Genomic DNA, 17,887 nt, shown 5'->3' on the forward strand with positions numbered 1-17,887 from the left:
GCCGTCCTGGATCGGCTCGTCCACAATGCTCACCGCCTCACACTCAAGGGAGACAGCATGCGAAAGATCACTGCGCAGCGCGCCAATCTTGACGCAGCCAAGAAAACCTGACCCAACTCCTCATGCCGGCAACGACACCCCGGCCGCCTTCGTCGGAACAGGTGGCCGCCTTCGATCGGAATGCATGGTCGCGTTCAATCGGAATCCCTGGCCGCAATCCCCGGAATCCGCAGCCGAAACACCGAATCCCGTCGGGTGAGCTCATTGACTACCGATCCCGACTGAGCGGCCACTCGATGCGACCAGATCAACTGCTTGCCCCTTGTAGTCGTTCGTAAACAATCGACGTTGACGTTCTCTAGCCGACACCTCTTGGCTCATCTGGCCTACTACACCGGAGGAGGTTCACAACCGGCGTTCAGAAGTGTGCAAAAGCGCAATCCCATCTCGATCTGATCCCGGCTGGGCCACATGGAACGATTATGTGGCGCCGAAACCGTCGATCTAGAGATCTAGACGTTCCCGAGATGCGAACGTCATACCGGCGCGCCCAGTCGTTGTGCTCCTGCTATGGCTCGACAGCAACACGCAGACGAAATCCCGATACGGATCGCCGAGCGGTGTGGCTTGGCGCTCATCTGCGGGACCAGCGAGACGTCGCTGACGCGGCTAGCCTGAACATGCGCCCGCGGACGCGCGCACCTGAAATCCGAGTTGTGCAAGTTGGATCGCAACCGCGGCTGCGTATCGCTATCCAGCGGCAGCGGACTCGCACGAGCCCGTGCGGCAGTCTCGAAACCTGGTGTCACGGGGATGATCGGCCAGTGCGAAGCCGCTGCAGTTTTGCTCTGTGTGACCGTGCCCTGAAACCTTCGTCGAGCAGCAATGTCGCACGCAAGGCGGGAGGCTGGCCAAAGTTAAACATCTTAGGTCGGCAGTTTGCTGGTGCAGAATATGATGCCTTGCCAACTATTGCCAGCAGGCTGTCGCACTTGCGACGAATGTCGCAATTGCGACAGCGATCGTTGCGCTGGCGTTAGAGCCGGTGTCCAAATTGCTTGTCATTGTGCGAGATTTCGCGAGCGCATTAGCTGGTACGACACTTGCTGGATCGCTTCAGGTCCGTCCGGAAAGAAGCACATGCACAGCCGCTCCATCAAGCGAGTATCCGACCGGGAGAAAGAGCGCTCTGCAGCGCGTGACGAGAAGTATGCTTGTCGCATTCGGTCGAGAACTTCGCAAGCAAGAGGAGCCCGAAGTGGCTCCGAAATCCTCTCAGACAGGTTCGGTCAAACCACGCAGTACTGGCCTGCCTAAGTCGGCGGCGCGAGGCGCCAAATGGACTTATTTAGCTTCGTCGAATGTGCAAAAGAAACGCGATCTCTCAAGGCGCTGTTCGATCTGCTTGTGAGCTGTTCGAGCGAACAGGGCTTCAGTCAAGTGGCTTACGGGTCACTGACCGACACGGGACCGACTCGCCTGCCAGAGTATCGCCGAGCGGCGGTGACGGTGAACTTTCCTTCCGATTGGTGCGAGCGCTATTCTGAACGCAGGTACAATGCCATTGACCCCGTGGTTCGGCGGACGACGATGCTATCGGCGCCGTTTCTATGGGATCAACTCGCCGACCAACATCAATTGCAACCGGGCGAAACGCGTGTGTTGAATGAGGCCAGAGAGGCCGGCCTGAAGCATGGCGTGACCGTACCACTGTTTGGACCATTCGGACGGCTATCCGTCGTATCGTTTGCGTCTAGCTTCGACGATGCCGACCCTGAGCATCGTCTCAGTCATCTCAACGCATTGGCTTGGCAGTTTCATCATGCGTTTGCAGAGATCGCGCCTTCATCGGAGGGCAGATGCCAAATGCAAGTGGCTCTATCCGAACGAGAGAAGGACTGCCTCCGGTGGGTCGAACAGGGAAAATCATCTTGGGAAATCGGGGTGATTCTGAAGGTCAGCGAGAATACAGTCAACTTTCACCTCAAGAACGCAATGCGAAAGCTGGAGACGAACAGCCGTACCCACTGCGTCGTCAAGGCGATTCGCCCTGGTCTTATTTGAATTGATATATGCTTCAAGGGAGGCGAGCGATGTCATTTCTTGATAATAGCGGCGAGCGGCGCGCTCACTCCGATATCGCCTTAGATGCAGCCGCTGTTGCCATAAATAGGCTGGCAAGTGTGTCGTCCCGATCGTCATCGGTAGACAAACGTATTCTGCCGATGGTGGTTGGTCGTGGGTCGAAAGCGGCAGAGGTTCACACGAACTCCGTTAGTCCGACGCGGGCTGGACATGAGGGCGGACCATTCGCCGCATCGTTGATAGCGTGCGGTCAAAGTGACTTCAGCGCAAGTGTAATCATTGGCGCGTAGCCCGACCCCTCGAGCCCGTGCTGCTGCCCGCTCATGGATGGGCGCGCATGCAACTGGCCAAGACATGCACGCTGGGATGTTCCTCTTGCCCGTCAATCTGGCTGCCCAATCGAGCCGGAAACCAGAGCGCACGTTTCCCCTATTCTGCGGACGCGCTCTTTACGGGTTAGTCCCTGTGAACGTGAGGTCGAGTGGGCCCCGGAGCAAAATGGCCCGCTTAGCGCCACGTTGCCAACTCGAACAGCAGCTTCAGAAATACGGGCCTCATCTGCTCGGTTCGTTTTGGTTTGTGACACCCTCGCGTAAGTGAACTTTTTGGGGCGCAGATTGCGACGACATACTAGCCCAGGAGAACGGTTGGCTTGTTGCAGCAAGCGCGGCCTCCCGAAATGCTGTGTGCCTCTACACTAGGCCAACAGGTCAAAGAAAGCCCCGGCCATGGGCTGGGGCTTTCGATCCGCCGATTGAACGATAGATCAATATCTGAGAAGAATCGGACTGCCAAACTTGTAATTGAGTCGTGCAGTCAGAAGGTCAAAATCCTGGCGGACGCGATCGGTCCCACCAGCCGGTGCGGCGAAGTTCACCGTGCTAGGCTGCATGAATAGATGATCGTACTCGAGGCCAACTGACCAGTTCGGTGCGAAGCCGTACTCGATGCCGGCTCCCAACGCGCCGCCCCAAAGAACGTGCTCGCTGTTTCCGAGCTGCGCGCCCCTGAGGGTCGAGCTTATCTGATAGGTGTTGCTCGTGACTGCGGCGCCGCTTTTGGCATAGAGCAGTACGTTGTCGAACGTATAGCCGATCTGCCCCGTTACCAGGCCGAACGAATCAATCTTGGTCAGGTTGACATCCCAAAACGCGACACTGACATTCGAGCCGGTCAAATCAGCCCAGTTCCCCTGGCCTTCAAGACCAAGCACGATCTGGCCCACCTGCCATCGATAACCGATCTGGCCACCAACGGTCACGCCGGTCGCGTCATGACAGCCCTCGGGCGTGCCGCCATTGAAATCCCAACAATTCGAGCTTGAGCCCAAGCCACCGTTCATACCGAGATAGTAGCCGCTCCAGTCGTAGATTGCAGCCGCGACAGGCTGCGGAGCTATGGTGTAGAGAGGCTGGACGGGCTGCGCAGCCAGATCCGCGCCAAATGCGGGCGCCACCGCGTCAAGCGCCACAATGCTCACAGTCGCGAGCAACAAGTTCTTCATTTCTACTCTCATGTCTTGAGTGCTCCCGAGCCTCGTGCGTCTTAACAACGTCCGCGCGAATTGCTGTAACTGCATCGCAACGTTCGCGCCCAAAGGAATGTTCGAACCGAACGCTGCGTCAGGTTGCGGCATTGCAGATCATCTCCAACTGCGTCGTGCTCGGTCGCGTGCGAACACAAGTAGGTTAGGTGTTGACGAAAAGCGGGCTGCTGATCTCAGCGAATTAAGCGCACCGCAAGCCAGATGATACCTAGCCACACCGCAACCGAGAAGAGCAGAGCGCTTTGCAACGTCCTTGCTCTTATACTGTGGCGCCATCGAAGGAGCTGCGATGAGCAACCGGTGAAGCGCCGGCCACGTACAACAGCTATCACGTCATCATAATCTGCGAACCGGAAGCGAGAGCGATGCTTACGAATATACGCCAGCCGCTCAGTGGGTGAGAGGCACTGTGCCCATACCTCCCATGCCTCATCATCAAAACACGCGCTATTCTCAAGGACTTCGGCGAGGCGCTCGTTACGCTTCATGATGCATCCGCTGTACTGACTGTCGCGGATCAAGTTCTACGAAGGAAGCCTCACCTTCGAAACCTCTCAGTTTGGGTAGGCTAGCTCAGCGAATCGAACTCGGCCAGGAAGCATTGGTCACGGTAAACGCGGCGTTGGTCCTGACGCGAGATGAAATTCGAAGTCGGCCGAGGGCTCTGGATCTCTCTTCTCGTCCAGGGCAGACCGCGACGGGCATCGAAGCGCTGTAGATGCCGAAGGAGAGTGAAAGGGGCTCCTTGTCGACGCTGCCGCAATCGTGCTCGCCGTCGCATTCAGTTCAAGCGCTAGCTCGCGTGCCAGACATATCCTCTCCGGGGCTCGCACCGGCGCTGATTGGAATTCGGTCCGGCAATCGCTTCCGCACATGCCAAGATCACACAGAGGTACGTTGCCAGGCCGGGACCGGTTGCGAATCCACCGCCGCCGACCCGACGATCCGTGAAGGGCCGACTCGCAGTCTTCACCGCTCAGTGTCTCGGGTCAAATCGGTGATCAGTCACACGTCACACCGTGCTGTTGGGACTGACTCCACGTGAGCACGCGCGTGGCCTCCACGCTGCCTTGCGAATCTGTGCGCGACGAACTGGCGGCGGGGGGCGTTCGCCCTCGCGTGGCGGATTGGCAATTTCCTTGTTTGAGCAAGGCCGAATGCAGCGTTAGGAACCACGGCGTGCGGGAACTCGGAGCGCCGGCGGAGCAAAAGTGCCGGAATGAAAGAGAGCACCATAGAGCCGGGCGCGCTCACGTCGCTTGCGGGAACGCCAGCTGCGCACACCGTAGCCCAGTCCAAAGCCGCCGAAAAAGATCATAGTGAGAAAAAAGAGTGCTGTGGTCATCTGGATGTCTAATCCGGAGGATTGCTTTGATGTGTTACGTCACACTCCCGCCATCGGTGGTTAACTAGTTGGTCGGCGCGAGGCGGCGGATGCCGCGTTCCTACAACGTGACGCTACGTACGAGTTAAGTCCCTTCGGCTACTCCCAGCCAAAATCTATTCTAACTCGAGGTGCCCTGCAGCAGCAGTGCCCGCGAGCCAGGCATAGTCTGCAGATGCGCTGAGCGGCCCACGCCGTGATCGTTGCAGGAAACGAGGTTCGTTATGGGCTGATACCCGTGGTTTGGTCAGAGTGGTGCGCTTCTCTCGGCGACTTGCCCCACCCGCCCTGGGCGGAACGGAGAAGACGTTCGGCGGCAGCTGAAAGGTGGACAAGGCTAGCCATCTCTGCTGCGCAGTCGGCGTGCTGTTACGACGCCTGGACTATTTGCGTCGGGGCGGCCTGCAGGCGGTCGCATTGCAGTGCACCGAGGGCCTGAATTACAGGGTTCTTGCCTTGAGGATGCCGAAGAAGTGGTCCTGCCACCTGTCCCGCGGCCTGCCCGCTGACGAGACGAATCTGTTAGGAAAAGTAGGCTGCCTGTATACACATCGCTCGGCGATTTCGAAAGGACCGCCGGTCATCGAAAACTGGGGTGATGTCTCCTTATTACCCGTTAGAGTGATTTAACCTACGCCTTACGCAGAATTCCGCCAGGTGCTAGGCGAAACCTCGATTTGATTAGAAGAGGAAGAGTTGAACGTGTGATCAATCAAATCGCCAAGAACGCAGGCGCCATGATTTGGGTCGGATTTGACTTCACGTGTCGTTCCACGAGCTAGAACAAGTTTGGCGATTTGCGTACGATTGGCGATAGTACGGCGATCTGGCGGTAAAGCGGCGACTGCCTCGTCGAAAAGTTTAGCTAGGATACGGAGGTCTTCTGGATAGAAGAGGTCACCGTGTTTTTCCGCTGGGACTGTTCGCCTGCTGGCGCTCGCCTCGCTTAATGCGCCGAGTTCCAGTTTTGCCGCGACCAGTTCGCTTGTGAGTTCGTCGAGCAGCTTGACCGCTCCGAGCGCGAAGTTGTCCTGGCAGATCAGTTGAGCCACGACCTCCAATTGGAGAGCAATGCCGTGCTCAAGGTGCTGAATGCGCGACGTGCAAACAATCTCCTTCAGTTTATCGGTTTTGGAGGCAGGGTACGAAAGTTTGCCATGCGTTCCACTTTCGTCGAGCAGATCTGGTGGTCTGCGCGAGAGCCAGTCGTTGTTTCTCAAGGTACAGAGCGCAAAGGCTTTCATCGGGAGCAACAAGATGTTGATCGGGGTGTGCAGCGAGAAGCGAAGAAATCGAAGCTCGCCGGCACGAACGGCTGCCACGCTGCATCGAATCATGGTCATCGCGACGATGGTCAGACCGGTCCACCAGGGCACGCTGCCCGTGAGCGCGAGCTGAGCGAGCGCGGCAATCGCTGAGATGGCGAGCAGCAGGGGCCCGAGGTTCTGTCCGAGCACATCGAGCGTGAGGTACCGATCGAGGCCGGGCAGCAGGTGCAAACCGAGCAGCGTGTCGCGGTAGGTGCTCCGCGCCCAGCGGAGCTGTTGCCGCAGATATGGCAAGAGCCTGTCCGGGACCACCGTGGCGGCGATGGCGTCCGGAACGTACTCGGTTCGAAACCCTGCCTTGAGCATGAGGATGGTCAGATGTCGATCCTCACCGAAATCGCTCGGCTTTCCCCGGAAGAACTGCGTCTCGTACTGGTCGAGCAGCAACATGAGCGCGGAACGGCGGTACATGGCACACGGCCCGCAGCAGCACATGACGGCACCGAAGCGCGTCTGCGCCGCGCGCTCCTCGTTGCAAGCCAACCAGTACTCCATGTCGATCAATCGGGTCAGCCAGCTGTCGTTGCGGTTGCTGGCCGTCAATTGACCCATGGCCGCGCCGACGGTTGGATCTTGCATCTTGCGTACGAGCTTGCTGACCACGTTGCTGGCGAGTTCGGTGTCGGAATCGACGTTGAGCACGAGATCGCCGAATGACCGGCGTATCGCGGCGATCTGTGCCTTACGCTTTCCAACGTTGCTTGGCAGCAGAATGACGTTGACCCTCGGGTCATACGCGTAGCTCGCGTGGACCGGGGCCACTGCACCGACATTTGCAGAGCCGTCATCGACCACATAGACCTGCAATCGCCCTGGGTAGTCCTGGCTCGCGATAGACTTCAGGCAGGCCGCCAGCGTGCGCGGGTCCTCGTTGAAGCAGGGCACGATGACATCCACGCTGGGCAGAGCACCGGTGTCAACCGGCTCATACGGCGGCAGTGAGGCGTCGGTTCGCAGCGCATAAAGCGCCTGCGCGCTCTTATGGACGCTGGAGAGCAACGCGTAGGAGGTAACAGCAACGGTGCTGATGTTGGCAAGCAGGCTCATGGGAATTGATCTATTTCAGTGAGGTTGAGGAAGTGACCGGATTGCAAATCCACGGTCATGCAGTGCTGGAACGAGCTGGGCGAGCGCCGTCACAGTCTGGTCGCGCCGACCAGCATGAGGGCAGCGTCCCAACTCGTCGGGAGGACATCCGTCGTGCAGGAGCACGATTGCCCCCGGCCGGATCGAGGCCAGCACCGCGGCAACAATCGACTCGACGCCGGGACAAGACCAGTCTTGCGGGTCGACTGACCAGTGCAGGGCCGCCAGTTCGGCCTTCGCCGATGCGGCGAGGGCCTCCTTGGTCCATATCCATACGGCGCACGCATGTGCTGTGGCCACGAGCCCGCATCAAAGACACTCCAATTTCTTGTTGACTCGCAAAGCACTCACGATCGACGCGACGCCGGATCATGTGCTGGTGCTTGCTCGTCATCCGCACATTGCGTTGAAAATCGCGAATACGTCGTCACGCGCCTGATCCTGAACATCCTTGCTATAGCCGGCGGCTAGCTATGTGGATTCGGAGAATATTGGTAAAATCTATTGTTTTGATGGGAGGTATCCATGCTGCGGATGGGCCAAGAGGGATCCATCAACGTCGGGTGGGTGAGCCGATCCTCTTGATCCAATTGATCAGGCGCATACCGAAGAATGGCTCAACATGCGACCTTCGGTTCGGTGAAGGTCATCGCCAAGCATCGAAGCCATCGCGCAAAAACGCGAAACCATGATGCTTGAGTTGAATCAAATCGAACACTGCTTCCCACGAACAGAGTCGAGCCCTCGCCACTGCCCGATGATGACGAGTGACCGGCCCTTCTGATGATTAAGCTACAGAGCTGAGGGGACTCGCATATTGGCTCGACGCAGAGGAAAGATGGCCAGAGAGAGCCTGCTTCCGGATGCTTGAGACAAAGCCGAGCCTGCAGCATTTCGGCAGGTTCCAACCAAGCGTGCCGGCCCCAGCAGACACTAGATTTATCAATTAGCGAGGTCGCTGTCGCTCGGTTCCACCAGCTTCAAAGCTCCTCAGGAGCTCAATCGAAGCGCCTCGGCTAACATCAATAGTGCACAACCAGGTGTTGCGGCGGGCGATGGGTGGAGCGGGCATGGATCAATGCATCTTGGGATTAGCGCTGCAGATACCGACTCGGCTAAGAGGATCCTGGATGCGGCGCGGTTCGCTGGTCATGAACATTTTCGTTGCAAAATCGAGCGACCTGAATGCTCGGTCGCGGACCGCCGGCGGCAAATCAGGAGTCGCGTCGATCGCCGCGCGCGCGTCGCTCATAATCTTATCTTTTGCGGAAAGAAGCTTTGCATCTAACATTACATGAAGCGTCTCTCGAACGTCAGGTGAGATCGAACCGTCGCCATCGATCAATTCTCGAAGTTTCCAGAACATACGCTCGACTGCTACCATAGAACCGAGGACTGACATCAGTCTTGGTGACATCATTGCCATCTCCTTCTCCAGCCAGATTCTGGCGACCATCCCAGCGAAATCAGATCTGTTCCGGTTTGACACCGGCGCGCGAGGCGCCCCTGAGACAGGCGAATGACTGGGATACAATTTCTCTGCTACGCTCCAGGGGCGTGAGACGCAGGTTGCTCAGGGGAGCTCGCAAAGCGTGCGATTTGCGAGCAAGGCATTTATCTTTTGCTCCAGGCCGTAACCCGGGCGCGTGCGGTGGCTCACGTCGAAAACCGACACGGAGGGGGTTCTGTTTGCCACAATGCCGCCAGCGGCATCGGAGTTGGACTTCTCCAGCCAGGCGTCCATGCTTTCCCGCTTGTTCACCGGGATCGCTCTGTTAACCAGGCGGAATTGCTGAGTGATCCGGTCACGCAACGGTGGTCATCCGATACCCGGTGCTCAGGGCGCCCACACGTTTCCTGATTGCATGGGTGCATCGAGATCGCGCCTCCCGATCTGGCGGAGGTGTGTTGGTCGTGCGCCACGTTGACCTCGATCGATCTCTCGACTCTCCATCGGCCGTCTGGTCGAGCTCAGAAGAGATGCTAACTTAAACGTTCATATCATTTCCTTGTGCCGGCGTCCGTATCTCGGATTGATTCACTTCGTCTCTCTTACTGTCCTCGTCCCTGCACGGCTATGCTGTGCAAACCGTGCATTTCACCCACCACCGGCCACCGCGTTTCTCCGCGCGCAACTTGCCGCGGCGGATCCGAGAGAGCACGGCTTCGGGGCTTATGTGGTTCATCGCTGCGAACCGCTGAACAGTGAGGTAGTCCTCATCGAGAGGTCGCGGGGTGCTAATGCCGTGCGCGGCCAGCAGAATGCGCAGCGAAGCCAACTCCGCCAGCACGATCGCGAGCTTACGCGCGATCTCCTCCGTCTGGGTGGGGCGCTGCCGGGATCGCCTCACGACAGGGCCCTTCGGGCGATAAGCCGCACCTTGGATTCGCGTGGAATGCGATCGACGAACCGGCGCGCCAAAGCGAAACGAGCGTGAGCCGACTTACCTGCCCAAGCAAACCACTGCTCGGGCAGTATTAAGGCACGCAAAGTGAAGGACAGGCCGTTCGCTGCCGTTACGCCGCCTGTTCGGTGATGTAGTCGAAAGGGTCGAATCCGCGCAAGAGCCCTTTGGACCGCAAGAGCGGCCTTATAGATGCATTCGGCTCCGGTACTCATCGGCCTCGGCGTTGCCATTTGTTGCTGGATCAATGGCGAATTTATCCGAATTCGCTGTTGGCTCACCGTCAGCGGTCTGCCGCTATGAGCTCGGAGTGAATCGCAGTTGCCGTATTGAGGCAGGCATCCAGTGTCAGAGATCCGAAGGCGAGCTGGCAAAGAAGATAGTTGGCCCCTGCCTCTTCCAAATGATCGAGAAGAGTTTGGCGCACTGAAGCGCCCGTTCCGACAACGCACAGTTCACTGTCGATTGCGGCATCTAAGGTCAGGGGCAGGTTGGATGGAGGCGGGATGTCATTGAGCTCGTACAGGAACTTAAAGCTTTTGAGCCATGTTTCGTAGGCTGGCGCGGCGAGGGAACGGGCGGCTGCTTCAGAGCTCGCGATTACGACCATGCGGAGCAATGCGAGAAATGGTGCTGAACCGCTGGCGTCACGCTCCGCGTTTCGATGAGCGTGATAGCGATCGGTGACCTTGCGAACGGCAGAAGAAGGCCCCATGCACGCCAGATTTGCGCCATTTGCCGCCGCCCAATGTGCGGACTCTGGCCGATTTGTAGCAATCCATGTCGGTGGACAGGGACGCTGGTGAGGTGAAAGCGTCAAAGGAACGTCGTTCAGCGCAAAATGTTGCCCTTGGTATGAGAGCGGGCCGCCATTCATCGCGCTAACGAAGATTTGGGAAGCTTCCTCGTAACGGCTCGAGGCAACGTCGGCTCCAACCCCAAAGTAGCTCAGTTCGATCGGTAGGGAGCCGCGACCAAGGCCGACCTCAACCCTGCCGCTGCTCAGGTGATCCAACATGCAGATCTCCTCGAATGCACGTAGCGGGTGATAGAGGTTGAGCAGCATGACCAATGGACCAACGCGAAGTCGCCGTGTGCGTTGTATGACGCTCGATAGAAACAAGTTCGGCGATGGACCACGTCCATGGGGAGTGCAATGATGCTCCGCCAGATGATAGGCATAGAAACCGAGCCGGTCGTAGGCCTCCGCCAGCGCGAGGCGGTCCGCGTATTGCCGGGCGATATCGCGGCCGTCCTCGTCAAGATGATCAAAGATGCCGCAGGTCAGGTTTGAGGGAAGAACGTTTCTCATTCAGTTATCTCCTATATAGTGGACCGGTGTCCGCTGGGTTTGGGGGGCAAGATGCGCTCGCTGGCAATGCGCTGCATAGGCTGCGAAGACGTCCCCAACAGCTCGTAATGCGCCGACTGGATCAAAACTGACTCCGGCTGCGTTGCGAAGCTGCATCAAGTGTGGGCCGGATCGATTACGAACGGGGATCTGTGACATGAGTGGAACGGGCCATTAGCCACGACATCCCACGTTCTTAAGAATGCTGCCGACAGCCGCAAGAAACGCATCCATCTGGCGCTTTGTACCGATGCTAACCCGAATGCACTCTTCCAGGCCGGCATCCGGAAAGAAGCCAACAAGGACTTTGTGGTCTTCCAACGCCGCCTGCCACCATCTGCCACTCTGGCCTACGGGCACACGGGCGAGGAGGAAATTCGCGTGGGAAGGCGTTACAGAGAACCCAAATTCTGAGAGGGCGGACGCTACGCGCTGACGCTCAAACCTGACGTGGCGATGGTTCTCCTCGTAGGCGTCGCGATGCGCAAGGACGCTCATGCCAACGGCATGCGCGACCACATTCATGTTGAAAACATTCTGGATATTGCGAAGCCGCCCAATCAGCTCGGGATGGCCGAAACCGAAGCCGACGCGAATGCCAGCGGCGGAATAACTCTTGGAAAACGTGCGCAGGACCAGAAGATTCGGATGGCGCTCAACAAGGCGTAGGCCACCCTCGGGTGCGAAATCGACATAAGCTTCGTCCAATACGATCAATCGGTCAGATCGTATAACGAGGCGTTCGATCTCAGCGAGCGGAACAAAGGTTCCGGTCGGATTGTTCGGATTGGCCAGCAGAATGAATTTGGCATGTTTAGCCGCACCGAAAAGCAGCTCGTCCATCGGCAAGCAGTCAGGTTTAGACCAGGGAATTTCAATGAAGCGGGCCCCTTGCAACATGGCAAGCTTGCGATTGAATGAGAAGCCGGGCGACATCATTGCGATGCCGTCCCCCGGGGCAAGAAAGGCTCTGTAAATCAGACTGAGGAGTTCAGACGATCCATTGCCAGCCATCACGCGATCAGTTGCAATGCCATAGGCAGCTGCGGCCGCTTGTCTCAAGCTGACATTGTCGTCTTCTGGATAGAGGTATTGCAACTCAAGAGCTGCAATTGCGCTTCGCATCACGATGCCTGGCAAAGGAAATGGGTTCTCATTCGTGTTCAGTTTCACGCAACCATTGTCCGGGGTGGGCCGCCCGGACGGGAGAGCATCCAATTCGCGAGCGATCGGCGAGAGCGAGGAAAGCATAGCTTGCAGTTTGGCATCCAATTTGGTGTTCTCCCTTTTGTTGACGCGAGCAGTTAGCGGCGTTCATCGAGCCTTGGTGGCGCGTGCTATGTTCGGAGCCGGAAAGCGCAAGGCGTGCATGAATGTGAATGTTGCGGGTTCAATAGGCGGGCTTAGATCTAAGCGCCGCACCGGATCAGAGCCCGTCTGAAAGTCCGGTAGCGATCAGCACGGAACACGCGCCGCACGGCGTTATCCCAGCGAATACCTGTTTCCACGAGGGGATAGAACGCCACGTCCACTCGGCCGAACAGCGCTGCTAACGCTTGGCTTGAACTCGCGCAATCCGCGGACAGACTGCGCGCGACTGAAATCTTGCCACAAGCTGCGTTCCTTCTGAGGAGGCGCTGACAGCTCACTCCCGAGAGCGAGGCGCGCATCAGTGTGACTAGCTGGAAGAAGGTACCGATGTTCGTCGGCCTTACGAATGCGGAAGTGGTTCTCACTGCAGCGGCACCAGGCGAATCGGAACGTACTCTTCGGACGGCCGTACGGGCGCGCATGACAGCTGTGATAGCATTGCCGCGAGGACTAGAAATGCTGCGACTGTGGCGACTGCGATGCACGTGAGCAGCGCGTAATCGCTATGTCGAGGATGGTTCATCATTCGAACGCTCCGTGCGGTGTTGGGGCGGGAGATCAGTTCTGCTCGACCGCTTCCACGGTATTGTCGCGCCAGCGGTAAACGATGAAGCCAGGAGCGGCATTGTCTCCCTTGGGGTCGAATCGAACCGTGCCAATGGCCGTTTCGATCGATTCCGAGCGTAGCGCCGCAGCGACCCGCGTGGCATCGAAGCTGCCGGCCCGTTTGACCGAGTCGGCCCATGCTTCAACGGCGGCATAAGCGTAGAGCGTGTAACCTGCGGCAGACAGTCTCGAACCCTTGAGCTTGGCGACAGCGGCTGCCCCTGCGGCATTATTCGTCGGGTCCGGCATAAAGGTGAAGAGCGTGCCATTTGCGGCGTCGCCGGCAATGGCCAAAAAGTCGCTTGTCATCAGCGGATCGTTGGCGATCACGGTCAGGCGTGCCCCCGCCTCCGCAGCTTGGCGCACGATGAGGCCGATCTCGTTGTAATAGCCGCCGATATAGAGGATCTGGATTCCCTCTCTCTTCAGTCTCGAAACCAGAGCGGTGTAATCCTTCTCGCCGGCAACATAGCTTTGTCGAATAATGTGCTCGCCAGCTGCATGAAGCCGCGCTTCAACGATATCGGCGATGCCTTTGCCTGCTGTGCTCTTGTCGTCGAGGACCCCGATCTTTGCGCCTTGGTGGTGCCGCACGATGTATTCGGCTGCAACCCGGCCTTGTTGGTCATCGCGGCCGCAAATCCGAAACAGCGTGGTTAGGCCACGCTCTGTCAGGCGGGGATTCGTCGAGCCAGGTGAGATCTGAATCACCTCCGCTTCGGCGTATATATCTGAAGCCGGAATCGACGAGGATGAACAGAAGTGCCCAACGACAAGCTTGATCCCCTCAGTTGTCAAGCGATTCGCAACAGCGACGGCCTGCTTGGGATCGCATGCGTCGTCGGCAATCCTCAATATGAGCTTCGTGTCAGGCAGCAGACCCGATGCATTTATCGAATCCACAGCCGCGGCCGCTCCGTCGTATATCTGCGCGCCCAGCGCCGCAGTGCTTCCCGTCATTGGGCCCGCTACCGCAATGTAAACATCTTTTGCGAAGGCGCTCGAACTCAAGATCAAGGAAAGGAGCGCAGCAGCTGCAAGCCTATGGACGCGAAGAATCGACATGTGGAGCTCCCGATATCGCGCCACGTCTTGGTCTGCTTCGCCGTTGGTATGACGCGGCGACCAGCAGTCCGGCGCAATGATGTGTGAATCGAACTCAGGTCGTGCGGACAGACTCAAGTGTTGCTAGGTTCATCCATAAGTATCGCGCGGGCACGGACGAATGGACGTTCCACGGGACTGGTCAGGAGAGATTCCTCTAGGAGTTGACAGTACTATATCGAGCATCCTGCCGGTATCCGGTACTCTCGCCAATCTCCCGTGCTCGACGGATGTGCCGACGAGGCGCGCTGAAAGGCTCGGGCGATCATCTACCGACTTGTTCTCGCCGAGGGCTCTCACCGGGAGCTTTCAAAAGTGATGCCGATCATTGGAGTCTCCTTCGGTCTAGCCGAGGCTCTGTCCGCCCCGCCGCTGCGACGATGCGTTAGATGGTACAATTTGACGCTACGTGCGAATCAAGTACTTCGAAGCGTGCTCGTGGAGGTTGATGGCCAAAGATACAAAGAGTGAAAAACCCAATGAGTGCCGACAATGGAGAGACGGAGGCGAATCGCTACAGGCCAACTATCTTGTCAGTCAGAATTGAAGAGTCACCATCAACTCATTGGGTCTAGAGACATTCCGACACCGAGAGCGTGCGCAACCGGGTTCGTCAATTCTGTCCCAGCTGATCCTCCAGCGCGGCGAGGGCCAGATCGAGGTATCGCATGAGGCTCGCATCCCAGCCGGCGAGATTGTGTGGTTCGGTCAATCGCGTCAGCACCTTGAGTATCATTGAGACAGTCGAATCAACTCCTGCGATCTCGGTCAGGAGCGAACGGGCCTGACGCGCGACTGCATTTGCCCGCTCACTACATGGAGGCTCGTCCTGATCCATGCAGCTTCGTAGCTCGTCGCGAATCTTCCGCCACCGATCTTCGCGGCTAGCGTTAGAGGCGCATGTGCAGATGGCCGAGGGGGTGCGCTTCTCAATCCGTGACATTGCATCCAACGTGGCCGGGAGTTCGTCGACACTGACTTGTGTCTCACTTTGCGTCGTCATATTGCGCAATCGGTCCCTTAATAACGTCGTCCGCGCGACTTGAAGTTCAATCCGTTCCAGATGATTGCGCAACAGATCCGTGAGAGACGTCCGCCCCTCGATTGCTTTGCGGATCTCAGGAAGTGAGAAGCCAAGCTCACGCAGCGCGCGAATCTGAGAGACGCGTTGTAGGCTTTCGCGATCGTACATGCGGTGACCGCCATCGGTACGTTCCGAGACGGTCAACAACCCGGTATGTTCGTAGTGATGCAGAGTGCGTACCGTTACGCCGGTCGCCTCTGCAAGTTCTCCAATGCGCCATCGGCGCCGTCGTGGTGTGGCGTTTGTCATGGTCCTCAATTTTCAAGCCTACAACCTGACGTCACGTAAGAATCAAGCTATTTCAATGATCTAGATGATGCGTCTCTCTGCGAACCGCAGAAGAAATGAGAGCATGCTGTTTCAAGCGGCCGAGACAAGTGCAAGCATCAAGTTTGCCAGCGGCGCCAATTCGTCCCTCTCTGCGCGTTGCATAACAAGTCTGGCAATCGCCAAGCGATTCTCGCCAGTTCGCATGCACGTTGGTAAAGATGCGATTGTTTGATCAAAGAGATTTCCAAATCTCGCTAGATCCTCCGGATCGTAGACGCCATTCGACTTACCCAAGAGTAGGCTCCTTTCATTGTCGCACTCGTGCCGCACGTGACGAAGCCATTTGGCTGTGGTGGGGCAAAACGGAGACGGAGCGGCGACGTGTGCGAAAGAATGTGACAGGAGGGTTCGCGTGATGCCGTTGTGCAACACGGCGTTTACTTGCTTTTATCCAAGCCGCGCTAACTGAAACTGTGCAAGTTCTCCTGGATGGTGCTGCAGCGGCAGCCATCTGCAGCCTGATTGGCATGAGAAGCGAAAGCAGGTGCATGCAGCCCTCTCGATCTTGAGACACAGCTTCACGGAACGGCGGACCCAGACACAGTACTGATCTGATCAGATGGGCCTCTTTCGGTCGCAATCCTTGCTGGATGTCTATCGTCTAGCCGGCCATTGATCAGTCAATTATCGCAGATCAGTCCGTACCACCACATCGTGGCGCGGCCACCGGCTCGGCGCCTAACAGCTTTTTCGACGGTCTGCTAGTCCTGCTGAGAGGGCTTTGTGGGCGCGAAGGCGTTGCTCGCGCATGGTGACATCGGTTTTTGGAATGCCACAAGATGATGGCTGCTCTTCAACCGCCCATGTTCGCGGCCGCAAAGCGTCGGGAGAATGAGGCAAGGCGGCCTTCAAAACCATTCCCGGCATGGATCTCGACGCAAGCGCATCTCGCGTGGCTCGCCACGTTTTGCTCGCGATTGAGGACCGAGTCTCGAAGGATCGCTCCGGTATCCGTTGGACATGGAGGCGCTCAAAACGGGTCAACGGCCGTCCCCGGCGCCGCGCGGTCATACCCCGGGGAAAGGACGACGTGCGACGGCTCCTACAGCAATAACTCGGATACCCAGACGTGTGCCGGATCAGTGCTGCGGAGCGCAGTCCAGCTGTCGAGGTAATGGCTTGCTCGTCCGGAAGCTCACTCACTCACTCAATTCCATCCTCGAACATTATCGCTTTGGTGTGCGCGCGCCGGACATAGAGGCTTTGGGTAAGATAGGCAAATCATGTTACCGCACCGAAGTTGCTCTTCGGGCTCAGTGGTGAGGGGCCGTAACTCGAGGCTGACGGCGGCGGCATCCGGCGCGCCACGCGCCACGACACTTTCGAAAAGAACACGACTGTCGCCTGCACCCGCGATCCGATTTGCCTGGATAGAACATGTCGCCCGAAATGATCAAAAGCTGGAGGTGAAGCAGGGCCTGGCGAAGGGGAGCGGCGAGCATCCCGTGCGCGGACATCGGTACAATTGCCGTCCTCTCATCATAAACACTCATCACCCAAACACGCGCAGCGGGACGATGCCGCGAGCTCATGGCCGGTGGATCCAGTTTGACCCTGCGGCCAGCGGCTTTGCGGTTGCGCTCGATCATGCGGGATAGAGTACAATAAGAGTAAGATAAGCGCCGTTGGAATGACGTGTCCCAACGTCCATTCCAGCCTAGCGCAATGCCTCTCACTTCCGCTCTCCCTGCGTTCGGCAGAACAAGTTCGTTCGACGCGAACGAGCGGACATCGCCCCTGTAGGTCGCCCGCCACCTGCACGTCTAGCTACAGGCGTGCTTCGGCATTACTTCGATCGCTGGGACAATTGAGGGTAAGGAGAATGCCACCGGTAGGCGAAGAGCGGCGCGGGTGCGCCACCTGCGTCCACGTTGCAGCGTCGATCGCAGGTGTTCGTCTAAAACCTGACGCGGTGTGCGATTGAAGAAGAGTTTAGTGCCGAGGCCGATACCGTTCACCTGACTGGCCGGATCACTTGGCGAGCTCTGAACTCGGCTCACGTGGAACGGTGCGATGCAGCCCGTCCCGATCAGCGGAAGGTCATTGCGGAGCGCCGCCGAGCGAGCTGTATGAGCGCAAGATCGTAACGGCAGCGCGAGATCAATAGCGCCTGCGTCCCGATCAAACTGCGCTCGAGCGCGCCAATGTCGACCATCCCGAACACCAGTCAGAGGACCGGAGCTTCGAGGAGCTATCGCTGAAAGTTG

The 17,887-nt window shown here is 58.0% G+C and carries 9 protein-coding genes and 2 pseudogenes; 2 read left to right on the forward strand and 9 right to left on the reverse strand.

Features of this window, described 5'->3' with window-relative positions:
- The first annotated feature begins 6 nt into the window (after positions 1-6).
- Both FXV83_RS43595 and FXV83_RS30815 read left to right on the forward strand, forming a co-directional pair.
- Positions 7-111: a hypothetical protein gene (locus tag FXV83_RS43595; protein ID WP_283811736.1), complete on the forward strand. Its 105-nt coding sequence runs from the start codon at positions 7-9 to the stop codon at positions 109-111.
- A 1,227-nt stretch (positions 112-1,338) separates the two neighbouring features.
- Complete coding sequence (locus FXV83_RS30815) at positions 1,339-2,064, forward strand: helix-turn-helix transcriptional regulator (protein ID WP_148743349.1); 726 nt, start codon at positions 1,339-1,341, stop codon at positions 2,062-2,064.
- A gap of 787 nt (positions 2,065-2,851) precedes the next feature.
- Here FXV83_RS30815 and FXV83_RS30820 read toward each other — a convergent pair.
- The 9 genes and pseudogenes from FXV83_RS30820 to FXV83_RS30865 form a co-directional block, all read right to left on the reverse strand.
- On the reverse strand, positions 2,852-3,589 hold the full coding sequence (locus FXV83_RS30820) for an outer membrane protein (RefSeq protein WP_148743350.1): 738 nt from the start codon (positions 3,587-3,589) through the stop codon (positions 2,852-2,854).
- 2,604 nt (positions 3,590-6,193) lie between these two features.
- Positions 6,194-7,390: pseudogene (gene nodC / locus FXV83_RS30825) on the reverse strand (chitooligosaccharide synthase NodC); the annotation flags it as partial.
- A 15-nt stretch (positions 7,391-7,405) separates the two neighbouring features.
- Positions 7,406-7,722, reverse strand: a pseudogene (locus tag FXV83_RS44410) (chitooligosaccharide deacetylase NodB); the annotation flags it as partial.
- A gap of 782 nt (positions 7,723-8,504) precedes the next feature.
- Complete coding sequence (locus FXV83_RS30835; RefSeq protein ID WP_235940327.1) at positions 8,505-8,855, reverse strand: hypothetical protein; 351 nt, start codon at positions 8,853-8,855, stop codon at positions 8,505-8,507.
- 147 nt (positions 8,856-9,002) lie between these two features.
- Positions 9,003-9,242 carry a hypothetical protein gene (locus FXV83_RS30840; protein WP_148743351.1) on the reverse strand — a complete coding sequence of 80 codons (240 nt, stop codon included), beginning with the start codon at positions 9,240-9,242 and terminating at the stop codon, positions 9,003-9,005.
- 875 nt (positions 9,243-10,117) lie between these two features.
- Positions 10,118-11,146 (reverse strand): LLM class flavin-dependent oxidoreductase, encoded by a 1,029-nt coding sequence (locus tag FXV83_RS30850; RefSeq protein WP_148743353.1) that lies wholly within the window; start codon positions 11,144-11,146, stop codon positions 10,118-10,120.
- 213 nt (positions 11,147-11,359) lie between these two features.
- Positions 11,360-12,436: a histidinol-phosphate transaminase gene (gene hisC, locus FXV83_RS30855; protein WP_187436282.1), complete on the reverse strand. Its 1,077-nt coding sequence runs from the start codon at positions 12,434-12,436 to the stop codon at positions 11,360-11,362.
- A gap of 678 nt (positions 12,437-13,114) precedes the next feature.
- Positions 13,115-14,227 (reverse strand): branched-chain amino acid ABC transporter substrate-binding protein, encoded by a 1,113-nt coding sequence (locus FXV83_RS30860; protein WP_148743355.1) that lies wholly within the window; start codon positions 14,225-14,227, stop codon positions 13,115-13,117.
- Positions 14,228-14,879: 652 nt separating this feature from the next.
- Positions 14,880-15,599, reverse strand: coding sequence for a MerR family transcriptional regulator (locus tag FXV83_RS30865; protein ID WP_187436281.1), 720 nt, complete (start codon positions 15,597-15,599; stop codon positions 14,880-14,882).
- Positions 15,600-17,887 lie beyond the last annotated feature (2,288 nt).

Source organism: Bradyrhizobium hipponense (genome assembly GCF_008123965.1).
Classification (GTDB): domain Bacteria; phylum Pseudomonadota; class Alphaproteobacteria; order Rhizobiales; family Xanthobacteraceae; genus Bradyrhizobium; species Bradyrhizobium hipponense.